At 71.5% G+C, this 18,461-nt stretch carries 14 protein-coding genes; 1 reads left to right on the forward strand and 13 read right to left on the reverse strand.

All coding sequences use genetic code 11. The features are described 5' to 3' along the window. Positions 1-62: 62 nt before the first annotated feature. From ACIRG9_RS26435 to ACIRG9_RS26450, 4 genes are all read right to left on the reverse strand, one after another. Complete coding sequence (locus tag ACIRG9_RS26435; protein WP_402861295.1) at positions 63-1,799, reverse strand: CotH kinase family protein; 1,737 nt, start codon at positions 1,797-1,799, stop codon at positions 63-65. Then, positions 1,799-2,476, reverse strand: a complete 678-nt coding sequence (locus ACIRG9_RS26440) for a DUF4956 domain-containing protein (RefSeq protein ID WP_402861298.1) — start codon at positions 2,474-2,476, stop codon at positions 1,799-1,801. Before ACIRG9_RS26440 ends, ACIRG9_RS26435 begins: the two co-directional genes overlap by 1 nt. A gap of 3 nt (positions 2,477-2,479) precedes the next feature. Continuing rightward, positions 2,480-3,385, reverse strand: a complete 906-nt coding sequence (locus tag ACIRG9_RS26445) for a polyphosphate polymerase domain-containing protein (protein ID WP_402861301.1) — start codon at positions 3,383-3,385, stop codon at positions 2,480-2,482. 230 nt (positions 3,386-3,615) lie between these two features. Next, complete coding sequence (locus tag ACIRG9_RS26450; protein ID WP_402861304.1) at positions 3,616-4,479, reverse strand: LysR family transcriptional regulator; 864 nt, start codon at positions 4,477-4,479, stop codon at positions 3,616-3,618. A 73-nt stretch (positions 4,480-4,552) separates the two neighbouring features. On the opposite strand from ACIRG9_RS26450, the gene ACIRG9_RS26455 reads away from it, so the two are divergent. Beyond that, a complete protein-coding gene (locus ACIRG9_RS26455) occupies positions 4,553-5,776 on the forward strand; it encodes an MFS transporter (RefSeq protein ID WP_402861307.1) in 1,224 nt (407 codons plus the stop codon). A 90-nt stretch (positions 5,777-5,866) separates the two neighbouring features. On the opposite strand, the gene ACIRG9_RS26460 is transcribed toward ACIRG9_RS26455, so the two are convergent. The 9 genes from ACIRG9_RS26460 to ACIRG9_RS26500 all read right to left on the reverse strand — a co-directional run bounded on the left by ACIRG9_RS26460 (position 5,867) and on the right by ACIRG9_RS26500 (position 18,449). Next, on the reverse strand, positions 5,867-7,270 hold the full coding sequence (locus ACIRG9_RS26460; protein ID WP_402861310.1) for a GH1 family beta-glucosidase: 1,404 nt from the start codon (positions 7,268-7,270) through the stop codon (positions 5,867-5,869). Next, entirely contained in the window at positions 7,267-9,489 is a 2,223-nt protein-coding gene (gene yicI / locus ACIRG9_RS26465) for an alpha-xylosidase (protein ID WP_402861313.1), read from the reverse strand. The genes ACIRG9_RS26460 and yicI overlap by 4 nt, the downstream gene beginning before the upstream one ends. Continuing rightward, positions 9,486-10,373 (reverse strand): carbohydrate ABC transporter permease, encoded by an 888-nt coding sequence (locus tag ACIRG9_RS26470; RefSeq protein ID WP_402861316.1) that lies wholly within the window; start codon positions 10,371-10,373, stop codon positions 9,486-9,488. The genes yicI and ACIRG9_RS26470 overlap by 4 nt, the downstream gene beginning before the upstream one ends. Beyond that, positions 10,373-11,353, reverse strand: coding sequence for a carbohydrate ABC transporter permease (locus ACIRG9_RS26475; protein ID WP_402861320.1), 981 nt, complete (start codon positions 11,351-11,353; stop codon positions 10,373-10,375). The genes ACIRG9_RS26470 and ACIRG9_RS26475 overlap by 1 nt, the downstream gene beginning before the upstream one ends. A gap of 59 nt (positions 11,354-11,412) precedes the next feature. Beyond that, positions 11,413-12,717, reverse strand: coding sequence for an ABC transporter substrate-binding protein (locus ACIRG9_RS26480; protein WP_402861323.1), 1,305 nt, complete (start codon positions 12,715-12,717; stop codon positions 11,413-11,415). A gap of 37 nt (positions 12,718-12,754) precedes the next feature. Then, a complete protein-coding gene (locus tag ACIRG9_RS26485) occupies positions 12,755-13,870 on the reverse strand; it encodes a LacI family DNA-binding transcriptional regulator (protein ID WP_402861326.1) in 1,116 nt (371 codons plus the stop codon). A 254-nt stretch (positions 13,871-14,124) separates the two neighbouring features. Further along, positions 14,125-14,934, reverse strand: coding sequence for a metal-dependent hydrolase (locus tag ACIRG9_RS26490; RefSeq protein WP_402861329.1), 810 nt, complete (start codon positions 14,932-14,934; stop codon positions 14,125-14,127). Between the two features lie 108 nt (positions 14,935-15,042). Further along, positions 15,043-16,368 (reverse strand): glycosyltransferase family 4 protein, encoded by a 1,326-nt coding sequence (locus ACIRG9_RS26495; RefSeq protein WP_402861332.1) that lies wholly within the window; start codon positions 16,366-16,368, stop codon positions 15,043-15,045. Between the two features lie 146 nt (positions 16,369-16,514). Beyond that, on the reverse strand, positions 16,515-18,449 hold the full coding sequence (locus ACIRG9_RS26500; RefSeq protein ID WP_402861335.1) for an amylo-alpha-1,6-glucosidase: 1,935 nt from the start codon (positions 18,447-18,449) through the stop codon (positions 16,515-16,517). Positions 18,450-18,461 lie beyond the last annotated feature (12 nt).

Here is an 18,461-nt window from a genome sequence, read left to right on the forward strand (position 1 = left end):
GGTGTGCGAAGCATTCACACCGCCGGCCGCAGCGTCTGGGAACCTTGCCGCCCGCGTACGGTCTACGAGCTGGTGATGATGCTGTCGGTGGCGAGATGCTCGGTACGTTGCCGGATGAGGGTTCGCAGTTGTTCAACGTCGGCGCCGTTTTTCGTTTCGTCGTATCCGGCCGCGGTGGACAGGACCTCGGTGATGCCCTCGAGGGTGTTCAGTGCGGTGGCGCTGGCGTAGAACGTGCGGTACAGGTCTCGGTAGGCTTCCTCGTACACCGTCTTGAACGCGGCGCTGGACAGGAAGCGTTCCTTGAGTTTGTTGCCGCCCATCCCACCGAAGCCGCCTGGTCCGCCCGGCCCGGCGGGGTCACCACCTCGTGGTTGCATGCCGTCGGGTGGCTGGAAGCCGTCGGGCGGTTGCATGCCTCCCGGGGGCTGGAAGCCCTGCGGCGGTGCGCCGCCGTTCTGCGGGAAACGGCCACCCATGTTGGCTGAGTCGTGGGGGCCCTGGGTGGCGCTGCCGGCGAAGGTGAGGTTGTAGTCCCAGCCGACGACGGTGAATTTCTTGGTGCTCAGGTCGTGCCAGAGGTAGTAGTTGCGGCCAGGGCCGGCCATGTCGTCGAAGTTGAGCAGCAGGTTCTGCGCGGCCAGGTAACGGGCGAAGGCTGGCACGTCGACGTGATCGGCGAGGTGGCGGTCGAAATCGGCGTCGCCACTGGTGTTGACCCACCTGATGAGGTTGATGACGGGCTGGAGGTCCTGGCTGCCCTTCATCGTGATCTGTTTGAAGTCGTCGGCATAGCTGGTCGGGTCATCGCCCTGGTCGGTGAACTGGCTGGTGGCGAGGCTCTTGTAGAGCACGCCGGAGCCGCCCATCGTGTCGGCGAAGCCCTCGTCGGGGTGCTCGACGACGAGACGGGCGGTGGTGGGGCGGTCGTTGACGGTGAAGCTGGTGTACGCGTACCCCTGGGCGGGCTGCCCGGCCGCGGCCAGCAGGTTCAGCGACACGGCCTCGTTGAGTACGGTGGTACCGCCTCCCATGCCGGCGACCCGCACGGCGATCTCGCGGTGACCCTGGTATCGGCGGCCGTCGACGAACTCGTCGAAGCGGATCAGCCACGGCAGCGTCTCGGGTTCCTCGGCCTTGAGCGAGGCCTGGCCGAAACCTCCGGCGCCGCCCGGCACCCCACCGCCGGGAAAGCCGGCTCCTGGCGCATCTCCGCCTGGCACGCCACCGTTCGGCGTACCCCCGCCCGGAAAGCCACCACCCGGCGGGTTGCCGTCCGGTGCACCTGCCGCAGGACCGCCAGGGAAGCCGCCGGCGGGGCCGTCGCCGTTCCGCTGCCCTGCCCGCCGGGCACCCGCGGGTCCGCCCTGGCCGAACCCGCCGGCGCGGGCCTTGCCGTTGCGGGTGAGGCCGGCCAGGGTGGAGTTGCCCTTGAGGCGGATGCCGACGCTGGGGACGGGGGTGCCGTCGATGGTGAGGTCGGCTTCGAGGAAGTCCTTCTCGCCGTCCTTCCAGAACTCGTCGAGCAGCCGTTGGTAGCCGCCGTCGCGGAAGGTGAGGGCGATGCGGTGCGCCACGCTCGCGTCGAAGAGGTCAGTGGTTCCGGTGATGTCCTGGGTGGCCCGGTCGGCGTGGCTGTCGCTGGCGCTGGTAACCAGCGGTGTGACCCGGACGGTGCTGAACAGCACCGCGCAGGCGACGAGGAACACCCCGCAGGTGACCAGCAGCTTCCAATAGTGGCGCACCCGCAGTGGAACACGATGCAGCAGTCTGCGCCGTAGCGGGCTGGACGGTGGCATCACAGGTCCGTCTGGTCGTAGCCGGTCAGCACCGTGACCCGCTGCCCGCCGGTGCGCTCACCGAGCGCGGTGATCAACTGGCCGGGCTCGTGGCCCTTCTTGAGCCGTACGGTGTACATCATCTCGGTCAGGGCACCGCCGCGGATCGACTCCATGCTGACGAGCTCGAACTCGCTGGTGTGCGCGATGAGCACATCCTGGATGTGTTCGACGTAGTTGCCGTCCGGCGGGACCTGGACCTTGACGACCTGCCGCTGGACGCTGGAGGCGAACCAGTTGAAGCGGTACATCACCAGGATGATCAGGCTGATCGCTACGGCGGCGACGACCGCGAGGGTGTAGAACCTCGTGCCGGCGGCCATGCCGATGCCCATGACGAGGAAGATGAACCCGACGTCGCGCGTCTCCTTGATGGCGTTGCGGAACCGTACCACCGACAGCGCGCCGACGAGGGCGAAGGCACGGGCGATGTTCGACCCGACCACCAGCATGATCAGTGCGATGAGCATGCCCAGGATCACGAGGGTCTGCACATAGGACTGGCTGTAGGAGACGTTGCGGTGGGTGAACCGGTAGACCCAGCCGATCATCGCGCTGAGCAGGAACGACAGCGACAGTGCGATGGCGATGTCACCGACGCTGAACGTGCCGGACAGATCCTGGACGTCGAACGGCATGGGTCAGGCCCCACTTTCGGAGAAAGCCGGTACGGGGGCACCGGCGGGATCGTCATCGGGAACGTGGAAGATCGATCGGGGAGCGCGGCCGAACGCCTCGACGCTCTGGCAGTACTTGGAGATGCGCGCCACCGACATGTTGAGTTCGGCGGTGAGGTCGGTGAGCCAGTACGGGACGCGTTCGTTGGCCTTGAACTCCACCACCGCCAGCCGGGCCGGGACGACAAGACGGTTCTCGGCGTCCGCGCCGAGGTGGAAATCGCGGTCCCGGCCGCGGATCCGCTGATCGACGGTGACGCGCAGGCCGGCGTCGGCGTCGCGTCCGATGAACGCCTCGCGCTGGTAGCCGGTCATCGCGACCGGGCGCAGGTCCAGCCCGGAGACCAGTTCCAGGACCTCTTCCAGAAACGCCCGTTGCGACGGGTCGTGCTCGACCATGGTTCGGCGATCGCACAGGTCCCGGGCCAGGTGGTAGGGCAGCGCGACCCGGCGTTTCTGGGTGACCCGATTGACCCGCTGCTTGATTTCGACATACACCGGGGTGTCGTCGTGGATCGTGGAGCGATCGCCGTAGTGGCGTATCCGCAGCTTGCGCCGGAACTTCAACCCCTCGATCTTCTCCCAGTAGAACCTCAGATCGCGGGTGTCGTAATAGGCGCTCCAGACGCCGTAACCGCCGCTGAGGCCGTTGCTGTCGAGGTCGAGTCGTCCGGCGAGTTCCGTGCGCAGCGCCGACACCGCGGTACTCGGCATCAGGTACTTGATCTCGTAGCGGTTGAACGCGTGCAGCTTGCTCGGTGCCCGCAGCGCATGACCGCCGTCGTCACCGTGATCGCGAGTCAAATCGGTTGACGGCGGCGGATGCTCTGGGTCCGGGGGTGTGGTGCCGGCTGTGCGATCCGGCGGCACGGCACGGCGTCGGAAGGTCAATCGCATACTCGAAGCCCATCTCGTAACGGCAGGGAGCGAAAAAGACAAAAGCAGCTGAACCTGGGAACAGCCTTTGAACTCCGTCAGAACCGAACATGAACGCGAGGTGTACGGCGCGCAACGACGCGGAAGTGACGGGCCGGCGGATGCTCCTCACCAGCACCCGGGGTGCCTGGCGGTCTGGCTGACCGGCCGGCTCGGCAGGCTGCTCAGGCGGCTTCGAGGCCGAGGCGGTCGGCCAGCCCGTCCACCACGGTGGCCAGGGCGGAGGGCATGGGACGCCGGGTGACCAGGAAGAGCGTGAAGCGAGCCGGCGCCGGCGCCGGCGAAACCCGCTCGTCCGGGGCCGCGTAGGCGAGGGCGAGCCCGCGCGGTAGGACCACCGGGCAGTCGAGCAGCCGGCCCATCCGTACCGCGGTCTCGCCCGTGGCCGCCGGCCTGGGTCGGCCGCCCAGCGCGGAGAGCCGCCGGTGCAGCGCGTCGGCGGACGGATCGTACGTGTGGGCCACCACGTCGAGGCCGGCGAACGGCCGTCGTCCGGCGCCGAGGCGTACTGCGGGCGGGGTGAGTACGGCGAGCCGGTCGTGGGCGACGGGCGCCGCGGTGGCCGTGGCTGGCGGTCGCAGCTGGTTGGCGATGGTGACGAAGGCGGCGTCCAGCGAGCCCTCACCGACCCACTCGACCAGCCGGTCGCCGTGGTCGGTGACCTGCTGCACGGTCACGTCACCGAGCAGGTCGACCAGGGCGGGGAACAGCAACGCGGCCAGGCTCGGAAAGGTGCCGACGCTCAGCACCTCGCCGCGCGCGGCCGCCCGGGTCCGGTCGAAGATCGCCTCCAGGTGGCCGAGCACGTGGGCGGCCTCGACCGCCAGCGCCCGCCCGGCCGGGGTCGGCCGCGCCCCGGTGGTGTCCCGCTCGAAGAGCCGCTCGCCGATCCGCCGCTCCAACGCCGCCAGCCGGTTGCTCGCCGCCGGCTGGCTGATCCGCATCTCGCGGCCCGCCGCGCCCACGGATCCGTGCCGGGCCAGCGCCTCGACGAGTCGCAGGTCATCGACCGTGGGGAGGTAGCTCATATGCGCAGGTTATGAGCTGGCGTGCCAAACGGCCAGCTACCGGGCGAGCCGTGGCGACCACATGATCGAAATCGTGAACCCTCGCCGCGCCATCGCCGCCATGTTGACCACCACCTTCGTGACCTGGCTGGGGCAGCGTGCCACCGCGGTCGCGTTGCCTCTGGTCGCGCTCGCCGAGACCGGATCGGCGTGGACCACCGGGCTGGTCGGTGGCGCGGTCGGGCTGCCGATGCTCACCTCGGCGTGGTGGGCGCGGAGCCTCCGGCAGCGGCTGACCACGGGGCGGGCCCTCGCCGGGGTGCTCGCGGTGCAGGTGCTCGGGCTGCTCGTCGTCCCGGTCGGCGCGGCGGTCGGCACCGTCGGCCCACTCCACCTGGCCGGCGCCGGGCTGATCACCGGGGCCGCCACCGCACTCAGCGGACCCGGGCAGCGGGCGTTGCTCGCCGACATCTGCGACGGTACGGGTCCCGATGTCGCCGCCCGGATGCTGGCCTGGCAGGACTTCGCGCACCGCAGCACCATGATCCTCGCGCCGCCGCTGGCCGGTTGGGCGGTCACCGTCGGTGGGCCGCTCCGGCTGCTCTGGGCGGAGGCGGCCGGCGTCGCACTCGGCGCCGCCCTGCTGCTGACCGTACGCGGCACCGCCGCGCCCCGCGCCGAGAGCGTCGCCGGCACTCCGGCGCTACGGCACGTGCTGGCCCGTCACCCCGAGCTGCGCCGCGCGGTGACCATGGCCGGCGTCGGCGGTCTCACCTGGTTCGCCTTCACCCTCGGGTTGGCGATCCTCGGCGCCGAGACCGGCCGACCCGGGCTGCTCGTCTCGTCCGGCATGACCGGCTACGGCGCGGGATCGCTCATCGGCGCGCTGCTCGCGCCGATGCTCGTACCCCAGCTGCCGCCGCTGGGCACGATGGCGACCGGCTGGGTCCTGCTCGGCGCGACCTTCGCCGTGCTGCCCGCCGTCACCTCCTCGCTCGTGCTGATCGCGGTGCTGGCCGCGGCCGGCGGGTTCGCCATGCCGCTCGGCATCGCCGCCCTCAACCGCCTGATCACCATCCGCACCGACGGGGCGGAACGGCGCGCCGCCTTCGCCGCGGAGAGCCTGGTGCACGACGGCGCCGTCTCGATCGGGCTGCTCGCCGGCGGGGCGGTCATCGGCCTGGCCGGCGCCGGTCCGACGCTCGTGGTCGCGGGCGCCGCCCAGATCACGGTCGGACTACTGGCCGGCCCCTGGCTCCGTCGTGCCGCGGCCAGACCGGTTGCCGAGCGCCGCGAACGCACCCTCGCGCCCCACTGATGCTTCAGGCACCGGCGTACGCCGCCGCCAGCCGGGCGGGCGAGGCCGGCGCGAGCTGCCCGCCTGTCCGGCGGGCAGCTCCGCGGCGGGTCAGGCCTCCGGCAGCCGGTTGGTGGTGGCCAGCCGGTGGTACCAGTGGGCGCTGTCCTTCCAGGTGCGGGCCTGCGTGTCGTAGTCGACGCGGATGATGCCGAACCGCCGGTCGTACCCGTACGCCCACTCGAAGTTGTCCAGCAGCGACCAGACGAAGTACCCCCGGACGTCGGCCCCGCCCGCTATCGCGTCGCCGACCGCGGCGATGTGGCGGCGCAGGTAGTCCACCCGCCGGTCGTCGTGGATCGCGCCGTCGGGGGCTACGACGTCGTCGAACGCGGCGCCGTTCTCCGTGATCATCAACTGCTGGTCGGGGTAGTCCCGGTGCAGCCGCAGCAGCAGCTCGGTCAGGCCGCTCGGATCGATGTTCCAGCCCATCGCGGTGTGCGGACCGGGCTGGGGCAGGAACTCGACGTCGGCGGCGCCGACCCACGGGGTGTGGGCCGACTCGCCGTGCCCGTCCGCCTCCGACCGGAGCGACGCGCCGTCCCAGGCGCGGACCAGGGCGGTGGAGTAGTAGTTGACCCCGAGCACGTCCAGCGGCACCGCGGCGGTCCGCTCGTCGCCGTCGCGCACGAACGACCAGTCGGTGACCGTCGCGGTGTCGGCGACCAGGTCCGCCGGGTACGCGCCGGTCAGCATCGGCCCGAGGAACGCCCGGTTCGCGAGCGCGTCGATCCGGCGTACCGCGTCGTGGTCGGCCGGTGAGTCCGACGCCGGCCGGATCACGTGCAGGTTCAGCGTGACCGAGAGCCGGGCCGCCGGGGCGAGGTCCCGGATCATCCGGCCGGCGAGGCCGTGCGCCAGGTTCAGGTGGTGTACGGCGGCCAGCGCCGCGGCCGGCTCGGTACGTCCCGGGGCGTGCACTCCGGAGGCGTAGCCGAGGTACGCCGAGCACCACGGCTCGTTGAACGTGGTCCAGGTGTGCACCCGGTCACCGAGCGCCCCGACGATCCCGGCGGCATAGTCGGCGAACCGGTTGGCGGTGTCGCGTGCCGGCCAGCCGCCCGCGTCCTCCAGTTCCTGCGGCAGGTCCCAGTGGTAGAGCGTGGCCACCGGCTGGATGCCGAGCTCCAGCAGCCGGTCCACCAGCCGGGAGTAGAAGTCCACCCCGGCGGGGTTGAAGCCGCCCGAGCCGCCGGGCTGCACCCGGGGCCAGGAGATCGAGAACCGGTACGCGCCGAGCCCGAGCGCGGCGATCTGGTCGGCGTCCTCGGCCCAGCGGTGGTAGTGGTCGGCCGCCATGTCGCCGGTGTCCCCGTTGCGGGTCCGCCCCGGGGTGTGGCTATAGGTGTCCCAGATGGACGGCCCTCGGCCGTCCTCCTTGGCCGCGCCCTCGATCTGGTACGCCGCCGTGGCGGAGCCCCAGACGAAGCCCTCAGGAAAAACAAGTCCGCTCACTCCGCAACCTCCACTGCATACCCTGACGAAACTCCCGACACCAGCTCCACGCCGGCGTTCCCGTTCTCGTACCGCACCTCGAACTCGGCCCCGGCACCGCCGGCCGGCGCCGGCACCCGGACCCGGGTCCGTTGCCCCTCGACGGGCGCGTAGAGCCGCAGCCGCACGTCGTCGGCCCAGGCGTAGCCGGGCCGGTCGTCGACCGCCCCGAAGGGGACGACCGCGCCGGGCCGGGCGAGCACCGGCACGCTGTCGAAGTCGTGCTTCTCGGTGACCCAGCCCGGCCCGGTCACCCGCGCGCCGGTGACCAGATGGGTCCAGGTGCCGGCCGGCACGTAGTACGTCACCTGCCCGTCGGCGCTCAGCACCGGCGCCACCAGCACGTCCGGGCCGAGCATGTACTGCCGGTCCAGGTACGGGGCGGTCGGGTCGTCCGGGAACTCCAGGATCATCGGCCGTAGCACGGGCACCCCGTCGGAGTGCGCCTCCTCGGCCGCCGCCGCGAGGTACGGCATCAGGCGCAGCTTGAGCCGGGTGAAATGGCGCAGCACGTCGACCGCCTCCTCGTCGTACGCCCACGGCACCCGGTACGAGCCGGAGCCGTGCAGCCGGGAGTGCGAGGAGAGCAGGCCGAAGGCGATCCACCGCTTGAACACCGCCGGGTCGGGTGTGCCCTCGAAGCCGCCGATGTCGTGGCTCCAGTAGCCGAACCCGGACGCGGCCAGCGACAGCCCGCCCCGCAGCGACTCGGCCATCGCGACGAAGGTGGACTCGCAGTCGCCGCCCCAGTGCACCGGGAACTGTTGCCCGCCCGCCGTCGCCGACCGGGCGAACACGACCGCCTCGCCCGCACCGCGCTCCGCCTCCAGCAGTTCGAAGACGGTCCGGTTGTACAGGTACGAGTAGTAGTTGTGCATCCGCTGCGGGTCGGCGCCGTCGTGCCACACCACGTCGGTCGGGATGCGCTCGCCGAAGTCGGTCTTGAAGCAGTCGACGCCCATGTCGAGCAGCACCCTGAGCTTGTCGGCGAACCAGCGGGCCGCGTCCGGGTTGGTGAAGTCGACCAACGCCATGCCGGCCTGCCACTTGTCCCACTGCCAGACCGAGCCGTCCGGGTTGCGGACCAGGTAGCCGGCTCGCCTGCCCTCCTCGAACAGGTACGACCGCTGGGCGATGTACGGGTTGATCCAGACACAGACCTTCAGGCCACGTTCGTGCAGCCGGTGCAGCATGCCCTCCGGGTCGGGGAAGGTCTCCGGATCCCAGATGAAGTCGACCCAGTGGAACTGGCGCATCCAGAAGCAGTCGAAGTGGAACACCGAAAGCGGCAGGTCCCGTTCGGCCATCCCGTCGATGAACTCGGTCACCGTCTTCTCGTCGTAGGAGGTGGTGAACGAGGTGGACAGCCACAGCCCGTACGACCACGCCGGCACCCGCGCCGGCCGGCCGGTCAGCGCCGTGTACCGGCGCAGCACGTCCTTCGGGGTCGGACCGTCGATCACGTGGTAGGTCAGCGACTGCCCCGCCACGCTGAACTGGGTCTGCGACACCACCTCGGAGCCGATCTCGAAGGAGACCAGCTCCGGGTGGTCCACGAACACCCCGTACCCGGCGCTGCTGAGATAGAACGGCACGTTCTTGTACGCCTGCTCGCTGGCCGTGCCGCCGTCGGCGTTCCAGATGTCCACGGCCTGGCCGTTCTTGACGTACGGGCCGAACCGTTCGCCGAGGCCGTGGATCGTCTCGCCGACCCCCAGCGCCAGTCGTTCGTGCACGTACTTGCGGCCCTCGGCGTCGGTGACGATGCCGATGCTGCGCTCCGTGGAGGAGGTCACCAGCCGGTCCCCGCGCAGGAAGTCGACCCGCCAGGGGCCGACCAGCGTGACCCGCGCGGTCAGCTCGCCGGTGGTCAGCGTCGCGGTGAGTCCGGTGACCTCCACCTGCACGGGATGGTCGGCCCGTTCGGCCAGGGCGAACCGGGGCTCGCGCGGCAGCCCGCCGGAGTGGTGGCCGATGGTCACCCCGACCACCCCGGGTGCGGGGGAGAAGAACCGTACGGTGACCACCGGCCGGTTGAGGGTGTCGCCGCGCCCGGTGATCCGGCCGGTGGGCGCGAACACGGTGAATCCGCGCTCGTCCGGCTCCACCGATTCCACCGTGCCGGGGCGGAGCGCGCTGACCCCGGGCCGCAGCTGCCAGTACCCATCGGTGAACTTCACTTGTCAGCTCCCGCCGTGATGCCGCGCGCCAGGGTGCGCTGGAAGATGAGGAAGAACAGGATCGCCGGGACGAGGCTGATCAGCGAACCGGCGTTGGTGGTCGGGGCGTCCATCAACCGGTCGCCCTGCAACGACGCGAGCGCGACCGGGACGGTCTGGGTCTGGTTGTCGATGAGCATGACCAGGGGAATGAGGAACTCGTTCCAGGTCCAGATGAAGAAGAAGACGAGCAGCACCGAGAGGGTGGGCCGCAGGTTGGGCAGCACCACCCGCCACAGGATCCGCCACTTTCCGGCACCGTCCAGCGCCGCGGCCTCCAGCAGGGTGCGGGGGAAGGTGCCGAGCACCGAGGCGAGCAGGTACGTGCCGAACGCGCTCTGGATGACCGTGAAGATGATGATCACGGCGAGGCGGGTGTTGTAGAGCCCGGCCTGCTTGGCGAAGTGGTAAAGCGGGTAGATCAGTGACTCCTGCGGGATCATGTTGGCCAGCAGGAAGAGGCCGATGATCCAGAGCCGGCCGCGGACCCGGCCGACGCCCAGCGCGTACGCGTTGAGCAGCGAGACGAGCACCGCGAACACCGCGACGGAGCCGGAGATGAGGATCGAGTTCCACAGCTTCAGCGGGAAGTCGACCTGCTCCCAGTAGGTCCGCAGCCCCTTCGTGTAGAACTCCGACGGCCAGCTCAGCGGGCCGTTGGTCGAGTAGTCGCCGGGCGACTTGAAGGCGTTGAGCAGCATGAACGCGAACGGCACCAGCATCGCCAGCGCCGCGGCGGTGACCAGCACCAACACGATCCACCGGGTGACGCCGCGATGGTGCCGGTCCGGGGCCCGCCGGGCGCGGCGGCCGGTGCCGGCCGCCGGGGTGAGGGTGACGGCCATCAGAGCGCCCCGTCCCGCCGCTCGGCCCGGTTCTGCGCCCGGATGAACAGCACGCTCACCACGACGATGATCAGCGTGAGCGCCATCGAGATCGCCGAGCCGTAGCCGACGTGCAGCTTCTTGAAGAAGGTGTAGTAGGCGAAGTAGGACGGGACGTTGGTGGCGTTCTCCGGGCCGCCCCGGGTCAGCGCGTAGATCGGCCCGAACACCTTCATCGCGGCGATGGTGCAGGTCAGCCCGACCACGAAGGTCTCCGGCCGGATCTGCGGCAGGGTGATCGCCCGGAACCGACGCCACCAGCCGGCGCCGTCGATCTCCGCCGCCTCGTAGAGTTCCGGGTCGACCCGCTCCAGCGCCGCCATGAAGACGACCACCGGATAGCCGAGCTGCACCCAGATCATCACCGCCATCACCATGGGCAGCGCGGTGTCCGGGTCGCCGAGCCAGTCGTGGCGCAGCGAACCGAGGCCGATCTTGTCGAGCAGCCCGTTGAACGCGCCGTCGGGGCGCAGGATCCAGCCCCAGACGATGCCGGCCACCACCACCGGCAGCACCTGCGGCAGGTAGAAGGCGGCCCGCAGCGCGGCGGCGGTGCGCGGGCGGAACCGGCGTCCGATGGTGTCGAAGAGCACCGCGGCGAGCACCAGCCCGATCAGGGTGGGTAGCAGCACCATCGCGACGATCATCGCCAGCGTGTTGCGGAACGACGTCCAGAACACCTCGTCGTGCAGCAGGTCGCGGTAGTTGTCCAGACCGATGAAGGTGGGGTCGCCGATGCCGGACCACCGGGTCAGGGACAGGTAGCCGGTGTAGACCAGTGGCCCGCCGATGACGAGCAGGAAGAGGATCGCGCCGGGAACCAGATAGAGCCAGTACCCGGCGTCGGGGCGGGACCGACGGCGGCGCGGCGGGCCGGCCGTCGGTGTCGGGGGTGCCGTGGTCGCCCGTTGGCGGGCGACGACGGTGTCGGGCACTGCCATGGGGGTCCTTCCGGGTGGGCAGGCGCTCGGGTCGCGCCGGAGCGCCTGCCCCGCCGTCGTCAGTTGCGCTTGATCTCCGCGACGCCGTCCCGGTAGGGCTTGGCGATCGCGTCGAGCACCTGCTCGGGTGACTTGGACTGGTTGATGAGGCTCTGGAAGCCGGCGACGAGGACGTCGTAGTAGCCGGGCACCGGCCAGTCGGGGTAGAACGCCAACCCGTCCTGCGCGCTGATTTTGTTGAAGTCCTCGATCAGCTTCCGGTCCTTCGGGTCGCCGACCTTGGCGGGATCACCGGCGACCGGTACGCCGCCGTTGTTGGCGATCAGCGCCTGGATCTCCGGGCGCATGGTGATGTCGATGAAGTCGTACGCCAGGTCCTTGGCCTTGCTGCTGGCCGGGACCACCCAGATGTTGCCCGACGAGCCGGCGTTCAGGGTGTTGCCGGGGAACAGGAAGGTGTCCCAGTCGAACTTGATCTCGTCCTTGAACCGGCCGTACCACCAGCTGCCGGAGACGATCATCGGCGTCTTGCCGGCGATGAACGCGGTGCCCATGTCCTCCGCCTTCGCGCTGGCCGCGTCCTTCGACACGTAGCCCTTGCGCACCCACTCGGCGAAGGTCTCCGCGCCGTACCGGAGCGGGTCGGCGTGGAAGTCGACCGGGTTCTTGTAGAGCTGGTAGTTGTCGACGAACGCCCGGTCCGCCCTGGCCAGGGCGAGCTGGTAGAAGAGCTGGCCGGCCGGGTACTCGGCACCGGCCGTGCCCAGCGGGGTGACGCCCTTGCCGACGAAGGTGTCCATCGCCCTGGCCATCTCGTCGAGTGTGGTGGGCACCTGCACGCCGTGCTTGCTGAACAGGTCCTTGTTGTAGTAGACCGTCACGTACTCGCCGTAGTTCGGCACGCCGAACCAGTTGCCCGAGCCCATCACCCCCTTGTCGTCGTACCGGGCGGTGGTCTGCAGGCTGGGGCTGAGCGCCTTGTCCCAGCCCCGCTTGGTGGCCTGCTCGGTGAGGTCGGTGAGCAGGCCCTGCGAGGAGAGCAGCCCGGCGGTGGCGTTGCCCTTGTTGTACTCCATCACGTCCGGGCCCTCGGACGAGTTGATGATCATGGCGGCGTTCTGCTGGATCTGCTCGAACGCCTTGCGCTCGAAGCGCACCTCGACGCCGGTGTGCTCCTGCTTGAAGATCTCGATCGCCTTGTCCCAGGCGACCCCCATCGCGCTGTTCGCGCCCTCGTAGTGCCAGAGCTTGAGGACCTTCGCCCCGCTGCCGCCTTCGCCGTCGTCACCGCCGCAGGCGGTCACGCCGGTCGCCGCGAGCGCGGCCACCACGGCCGCCACGGCAACTCTCCGGAGTCGCTTCATTGCTATCCTCCTCGGTGAGTATCGAGCCGGTACTCCTTCAGGCCCGTCGCCGCGTGGCAGCGCGGCGGCGGGCTGCTTCCTCGGTGCGTGCCGGTTCCGGCCTGGTAGTGCCGGCCCCGGCGGTGTCGTCCACGCCCGCCGCTCGGGGCGGTCCGCTCGACCCGCGGACCTCCAGCACGCAGGGCAGCAGTTGCTGGTGGACCTCGCCGTTGTCGGCGTCGAGATGCCGCAGCAGCGTCTCGACCGCGATCCGGCCCAGCGCCGAACCGGGCGAGGTCATCGCGGTCAGCGCCGGGGTCGCCAACTCGGCCACCTGCGGCGAGGTGACCATGGAGACCACCGAGACGTCCCCCGGGACGGCCAGGCCCCGGCCGGCCAGCTCGCCGAGGATGCCGAAGACCGCGCTCTCGTTCATCGCGAGGACCGCCGTCAGGTCGGGGGCCTGGGCGAAGGCGGCGGCGACCGCCGTCCGCCCGCCGGCGGCGCTGTCCTCGGCGGGGATCATCAGCGGCGCCAGGCCGTGCCCGGCCATCGCCGCGGCGAACGCGTCCCGGGTACGCAGCGCCGGTCCGTAGCCGTCGGCGAGGGCCACGGTCGAGTGGTTGACGTAGGCGATGCGGCGGTGGCCGAGGCCGACCAGGTGGTCGACGGCGTCGCGAACCGTGCGGTCGAAGTCGATGTCGACGTACGACAGTCCGGACGGGTCCTCGGTGCGGCCGATGAGCACCAGCGGCACGCCGACCTCCTGGAGGACGGCCACCCGGGGATCGGCGAGCTGCACCTCCATCAGCAGTGCGCCGTCGAGCATTCGCTGGCTGGCCAGCCGGCGCAGCTCGTCCAGGTCGTCGACGCCGACGGGGGAGAGGACCAGGTGGTAGCCGGCGGCGCTGGCCGCGGCGGCCGCGCCGGTGACGAACGCGGTCTCGGTGGCGCCGAGGCCGCGCTCGTCCATCGGCAGCAGCAGGCCGACGATGCGGCTGCGCCGGCTGGCCAGGCCGCGGGCCATGGCGTGCGGCTGGTAGTCCAGCTCGGCCATGGCCGCGAGCACCTTCTCGCGGGTCGCCTGCGAGATGGGTCGAGCGCTGGTGAGCACGTACGACACGGTGCTGACCGACACCCGGGCGAGGCGGGCGACGTCCTGCATGGTGGCCATCCCGCACCTCCTCCGGCGGCGGTTCCCAGCGGTCCCGGGCGTTCGTCGAAGCGCTTCGACGAAGCGTTTCGACGAACGGTAGGCCACGTGTTCCACGTCCGTCAATAGCGGGTGACGAGGAGAGATCCGGCCTGGTCGGCGGGCGACTCAGCCGATGACCAGGCCGACCAGCGCGGCCTTGTGGTGCCGGCAGAACGCGCGCCAGGACCGGGCCGGTGCCCGATTCCCGGCGAGCGGGCGAGGGCCGCCCGGACTCAACCGTCGATGTTGAACCGGTGCAACAGGGACGGTGCGACCAGCCCGACCGCCGCGAGCGCCGCGACGACGGTCAGCGCGGTGCGCAGCACGACGACTTCGGCCTTGCTGCCGGTGCGCAGCGCGATGCTGTTGGGCAGCCCGATCATGGTCCACATCCGCCGTTTGATCGGGATGGGCCAGAGGATCGGCACCCCGGCCCGGGTGATCATGTCGCCGAGGATGTGTACGACGCAGCCGACCCCGACGGCGGTGCCGATGAGCGGATAGCCCCGGTCGCCGGGGAGGTTGGCGAAGGTGAACCAGGCGGCGGCGGCCGAGACCAGGGTGATGATCACCCAGCCGGCCCGCTCGGCCCACTTGTCGAAGAGCCCGCGCAGGGCCAGGCCGATCATGAAGAAGAGGATGCCGACCACCGCCCACTTGCCATAGTGGGCGCAGAGCGCGGTGGTGCCCCAGCCGAGCAGCCCGGCGAACGGGAGGGTGTGGGTCAGGGTCCGGTGCCCGTTGTTGCGGCGCGGGTCCTTGCTGAGTTTGGTGGCGTAGTAGACGCCGAGCGAGATCTTCTCGATCACCTCGGCGATGAAGAGGCTGACCACGCCGAAGGTGCGCGCCACGGTGGCGCCGCCCTGGTTGCGGGTCACCTTGCCGGAGAGGTCGAGATCGGGCAGGAGCGCCCCGCCCGCGCACACCGCGGTGCCCACCGCCAGCGCCAGCGGCGTCTGGTGGTAGTCGGCGAACTGCTCCAACGCCCAGGAGCCAGTCAGCCACACCGCCGCGCCGGACAGCGCGTGGGACGGTCCCATCATCTTGGTTCGCCCTCCCCAGGGATCTTGATCGACAAAACTACGCCACTGTAGTCACGCGGTCGGGTCGAGGGGCATCGCCCGGACGGTCCACTGGGGAGGGATGCTGGTTCAGCTCGCGGCGCCGGTCAGCAGGTTTCCGTCGGGGATGGTGATGGCGGCTCGGCCACCGGCCAGCAGGGTGCCGGCCCGGCGGGCCTGGAACGCGTCGTGTTCCCGACGGGCGACGGCGTAGCTGGCGGCGGTCCGGGCGGCGACGCTCGCCCAGCCGTACCGCTCCGCGACCATGGTGCGGGCGCGGCGGGCCACCCGGCGGGCGAAGATCTCGTCGCCGAGGAGTTGATCCACCGCGCCGGCCAGGGCGTCCGGGTCGCTGTGCGGGAAGGTAACCCCGGTGACCCCCGGCTCGACGATCTCGGCGAGCCCACCGGTGTGCGCCACCGCGAGCGGCGCCCCGGCGGCGGCCGCCTCCAGGGCGATCATGCCGAACGGCTCGTAGAGGCTGGGGACGACGGTCGCGTCGGTGGCGGCGAGCACCGCCGGGAGCTGCGCGGCGTCCAGGAAGCCGGCGAACCGGACCGTGTCGCCGAGACGCAGCCGCCGCGCCTGGTCGACCAGGTCCCCCTGGTACGGGCCGTCGCCGGCGATCACCACGCGCAGCCCCGGGTGCCGGTCGCTCAGGTACGGCACGGCGTCCACCAGGTGCTGCACGCCCTTCTCGTAGACCAACCGGCCGGCGTACCCGACCAGGGGGCCGCCGCCGGCGAAGCGGGCCCGGGCGGCGGCGACGGCGCGGGGGCGGGGGCGCCAGGCCCGGTCGTCCACCCCGTTGGGGACCACGTCGACGCGACCGGTGGGCACGTCGAACAGCCGGGTGACCTGCTCGCGCATGTATCCGGAGCAGGCGATCACCCGGGTCGAGGCGTTGCTGAGCCAGTGTTCGACGCCGTGGATGGTGCGGTTCATCTCCTCGGGCAGCCAGCCCTGGTGCCGGCCGGCCTCGGTGGCGTGGATGGTGGTGACCAGCGGCACGTCCAGATGCTCGGCCAGGGTCACCGCGGTGTGGGCGACGAGCCAGTCGTGGGCGTGGATGACGTCGTGGCCGCCGGTCTCGGCGGCGCGCAGGGCGGTGCGGGTGAGCGTGTGGTTGAACGCCATGGTCCAGGCGAGCAGGGAGTCGGTGGCGAGGGGGAAGCGGACGGGGTCCTCGGGGGCGCGCAGGATCCGTACGCCGTCGGCGTACTCCTCCAGGGGGGCGCCGTCGGCGTGCCGGGTGACGACGGTGACCTCGTGGCCGGCGGCGGCCAGGGCGATCGAGAGAGCGTGCACGTGGCGGCCGAGGCCACCGACGAGCACGGGTGGGTACTCCCAGGAGAGCATCAGCACCCGCCGGTGCCGGGCGGGCTGGATGTCGATCACGTCGGTGTCCGCTGACATGCAGGCCCCCTTTGAGTTGTGGTTCCCGTCCCGCGCGAGGGCCGGCACCGCGTCGGTGCCCACCGTCGTGCCGAGACACCGCCCATCCTGCCGAGCGGTCGATAACCAGCGGAGACGTGATGATTGCCGGTCTGTAACAGCGGGGGTCAGCGGGTCCGGTGGACGCGGAGCAGCTCGGCGACCGACCAGGCCTGGAACGGGCAGCCGGTGCCGGCGTGCGGCGCGAGCCCGTCGGCCGTCTCGCTCACCGAGCCCAGGCCGAACTCCACCAGATGCGCCTCAAGACCCACCAGCAGGTCGTCGGTGGGCAGCCCGGCCCGGCGGTACGCGTCGACGAACGGCCCGATCAGCCACGGCCAGACCGTGCCCATGTGGTAGCCGGAGTCCCGGTCGGCCGGTCCGCCCCGGTGCCGGCCGACGAAGCCGGGGCAGCCGGGGGCGAGGCTGCGCGGCCCGAGCGGCGTCAGCAGCCCTTCGGCGACCCGGCGCAGCGTCGCCTCGTCCGGTTCGAGCGGGGCGTACGGCAGCGACCAGGCGAGCAGTTGGTTGGGGCGCAGCAGGTCGTCGTCGTGGTGCGGCGCCGCGCCGAGGGGGTAGGCCGGGGCGTCCACCACGTCGTGCAGCCAGCCCACCGGCGCCGGGAACCGTTCCCGGAACGCCCCGGACGCCTTCGTGTGCAGACCCCACAGGGCGGTGGCCTCCCGCCCGAGCAGCCCGGTCAGCTCGGCGACCCCGGCCAGCCCGTTGACCCACAGCGCGTTCACCTCCACCGGCTTGCCGGTGCGCGGGGTCACCGGCATCCCGTGCACCCGGGCGTCCATCCAGGTCAGCGCGGTGCCCGGGGTGCCGCCCTGGGTGATCAGCCCGTCCGCCGGGTCGACCCGGATGCCGTACCGGGTGCCGGTCAGGTGCGCCTCCACGACGGCGTGCAGCGTGGGCAGCAGCTCGGCGCCGAGGTCGGTGTCCCCGGTAACGGTGACGTGCCGGGTCACCGCGTGCAGGAACCACAGCGTCGCGTCGACGGTGTTGTACTCCACCCGCCCGGTGTCGGCGGTGTTCGCCAGCATCCCCTCCGACAGCGTCGCCGCGTACGCGCGCAGCAGCTCGCGCCCCTCCTCGGCGCGGTTGGTGCACAGGAACAGCCCCTCGTACGCCGTCATGGTGTCCCGCGACCAGGCGCCGAACCACGGGTAGCCGGCTACCACGTCCGGCCCGGCGCCGGTGCGGACCACGAACGCGTCGGCGGCCAGGGCGAGGGTGGCCTCGACCGGATCGTCCGGTCTCGCGGCGGCCACCACCGCCCGGTTGCGCCGCCGGGCCGACTCGACCAGCGCGGTCGCCGGCGGCGGCTCCTCGGCCAGGTCGCCCGCCCAGGCCAGCACCGACACCGTGGCGCCCGGCTCGTCGAGCGCTCCGGAGAACCGGCCCGCGTGCCAGAGGTCCTCGTCCGGGTGCAGACCGCGCGCCGCCTCCTCGCGGTGGCGCACGCCCAGCCACCACTGACCCTCGGGCGTCCAGTCCGGCCCGGCCAGCCGGAACGCGCCCTCGACCACCGCCCCGCCGGCCACCGGTTCCAGCCGCGGCGCCGGACCGTCCGCGCGGCGCTCGCCGTGCGCGTCGCGCCAGGTGCAGGCGGCGGCCAGCTCCAGCCGGACCGGGCCGCCGGCGACCAGCCGGTGCACCACCGCCACGCAGGGCCGGCCGTACGCCATGACGATCTCCCGCTCGATGACCACCTCGCCGATCCGCCACCGCCAGCGCGGCACCCCGTCGGTCAGGTCGAAGCGTTCCAGCAGCTCGAAACCGCGCGGGTCGACCGCCCCGGAGGACCACTCGTGCGCGCCGAGGCGCACCCGCCCGCCGGAGGGCAGCACCACCGCGGGGTCCAGGCTGACCAGCCCGATCCGGCGGCTGGCCGTGGTCTCACCGGCCACCACCAGCAGCCCGTGGTAGCGGCGGGTACGCAGCCCGCCGACCGTGCCCATGGCGTAGCCGCCCAGGCCGTCGGTGACCAACCACTCCCGCGTCGAGGAGGCCGACAGCTCCCCGCAGACCTGCGGGCCGAAACGAATGTCGATCAACTTTCCTCCACC

The organism is Micromonospora sp. NPDC093277 (assembly GCF_044765245.1).
GTDB lineage: Bacteria > Actinomycetota > Actinomycetes > Mycobacteriales > Micromonosporaceae > Micromonospora.

Excerpts from the sequence above, each read along its gene's own strand:
- ACIRG9_RS26495 (WP_402861332.1), bottom strand. The coding sequence starts at position 16,368 with ATGTCAGCGGACACCGACGTGATCGACATCCAGCCCGCCCGGCACCGG.
- ACIRG9_RS26480 (WP_402861323.1), bottom strand. The coding sequence starts at position 12,717 with ATGAAGCGACTCCGGAGAGTTGCCGTGGCGGCCGTGGTGGCCGCGCTC.
- ACIRG9_RS26475 (WP_402861320.1), bottom strand. The coding sequence starts at position 11,353 with ATGGCAGTGCCCGACACCGTCGTCGCCCGCCAACGGGCGACCACGGCA.
- ACIRG9_RS26470 (WP_402861316.1), bottom strand. The coding sequence starts at position 10,373 with ATGGCCGTCACCCTCACCCCGGCGGCCGGCACCGGCCGCCGCGCCCGG.
- ACIRG9_RS26490 (WP_402861329.1), bottom strand. The coding sequence starts at position 14,934 with ATGATGGGACCGTCCCACGCGCTGTCCGGCGCGGCGGTGTGGCTGACT.
- ACIRG9_RS26440 (WP_402861298.1), bottom strand. The coding sequence starts at position 2,476 with ATGCCGTTCGACGTCCAGGATCTGTCCGGCACGTTCAGCGTCGGTGAC.
- ACIRG9_RS26435 (WP_402861295.1), bottom strand. The coding sequence starts at position 1,799 with ATGCCACCGTCCAGCCCGCTACGGCGCAGACTGCTGCATCGTGTTCCA.
- ACIRG9_RS26485 (WP_402861326.1), bottom strand. The coding sequence starts at position 13,870 with ATGGCCACCATGCAGGACGTCGCCCGCCTCGCCCGGGTGTCGGTCAGC.
- ACIRG9_RS26450 (WP_402861304.1), bottom strand. The coding sequence starts at position 4,479 with ATGAGCTACCTCCCCACGGTCGATGACCTGCGACTCGTCGAGGCGCTG.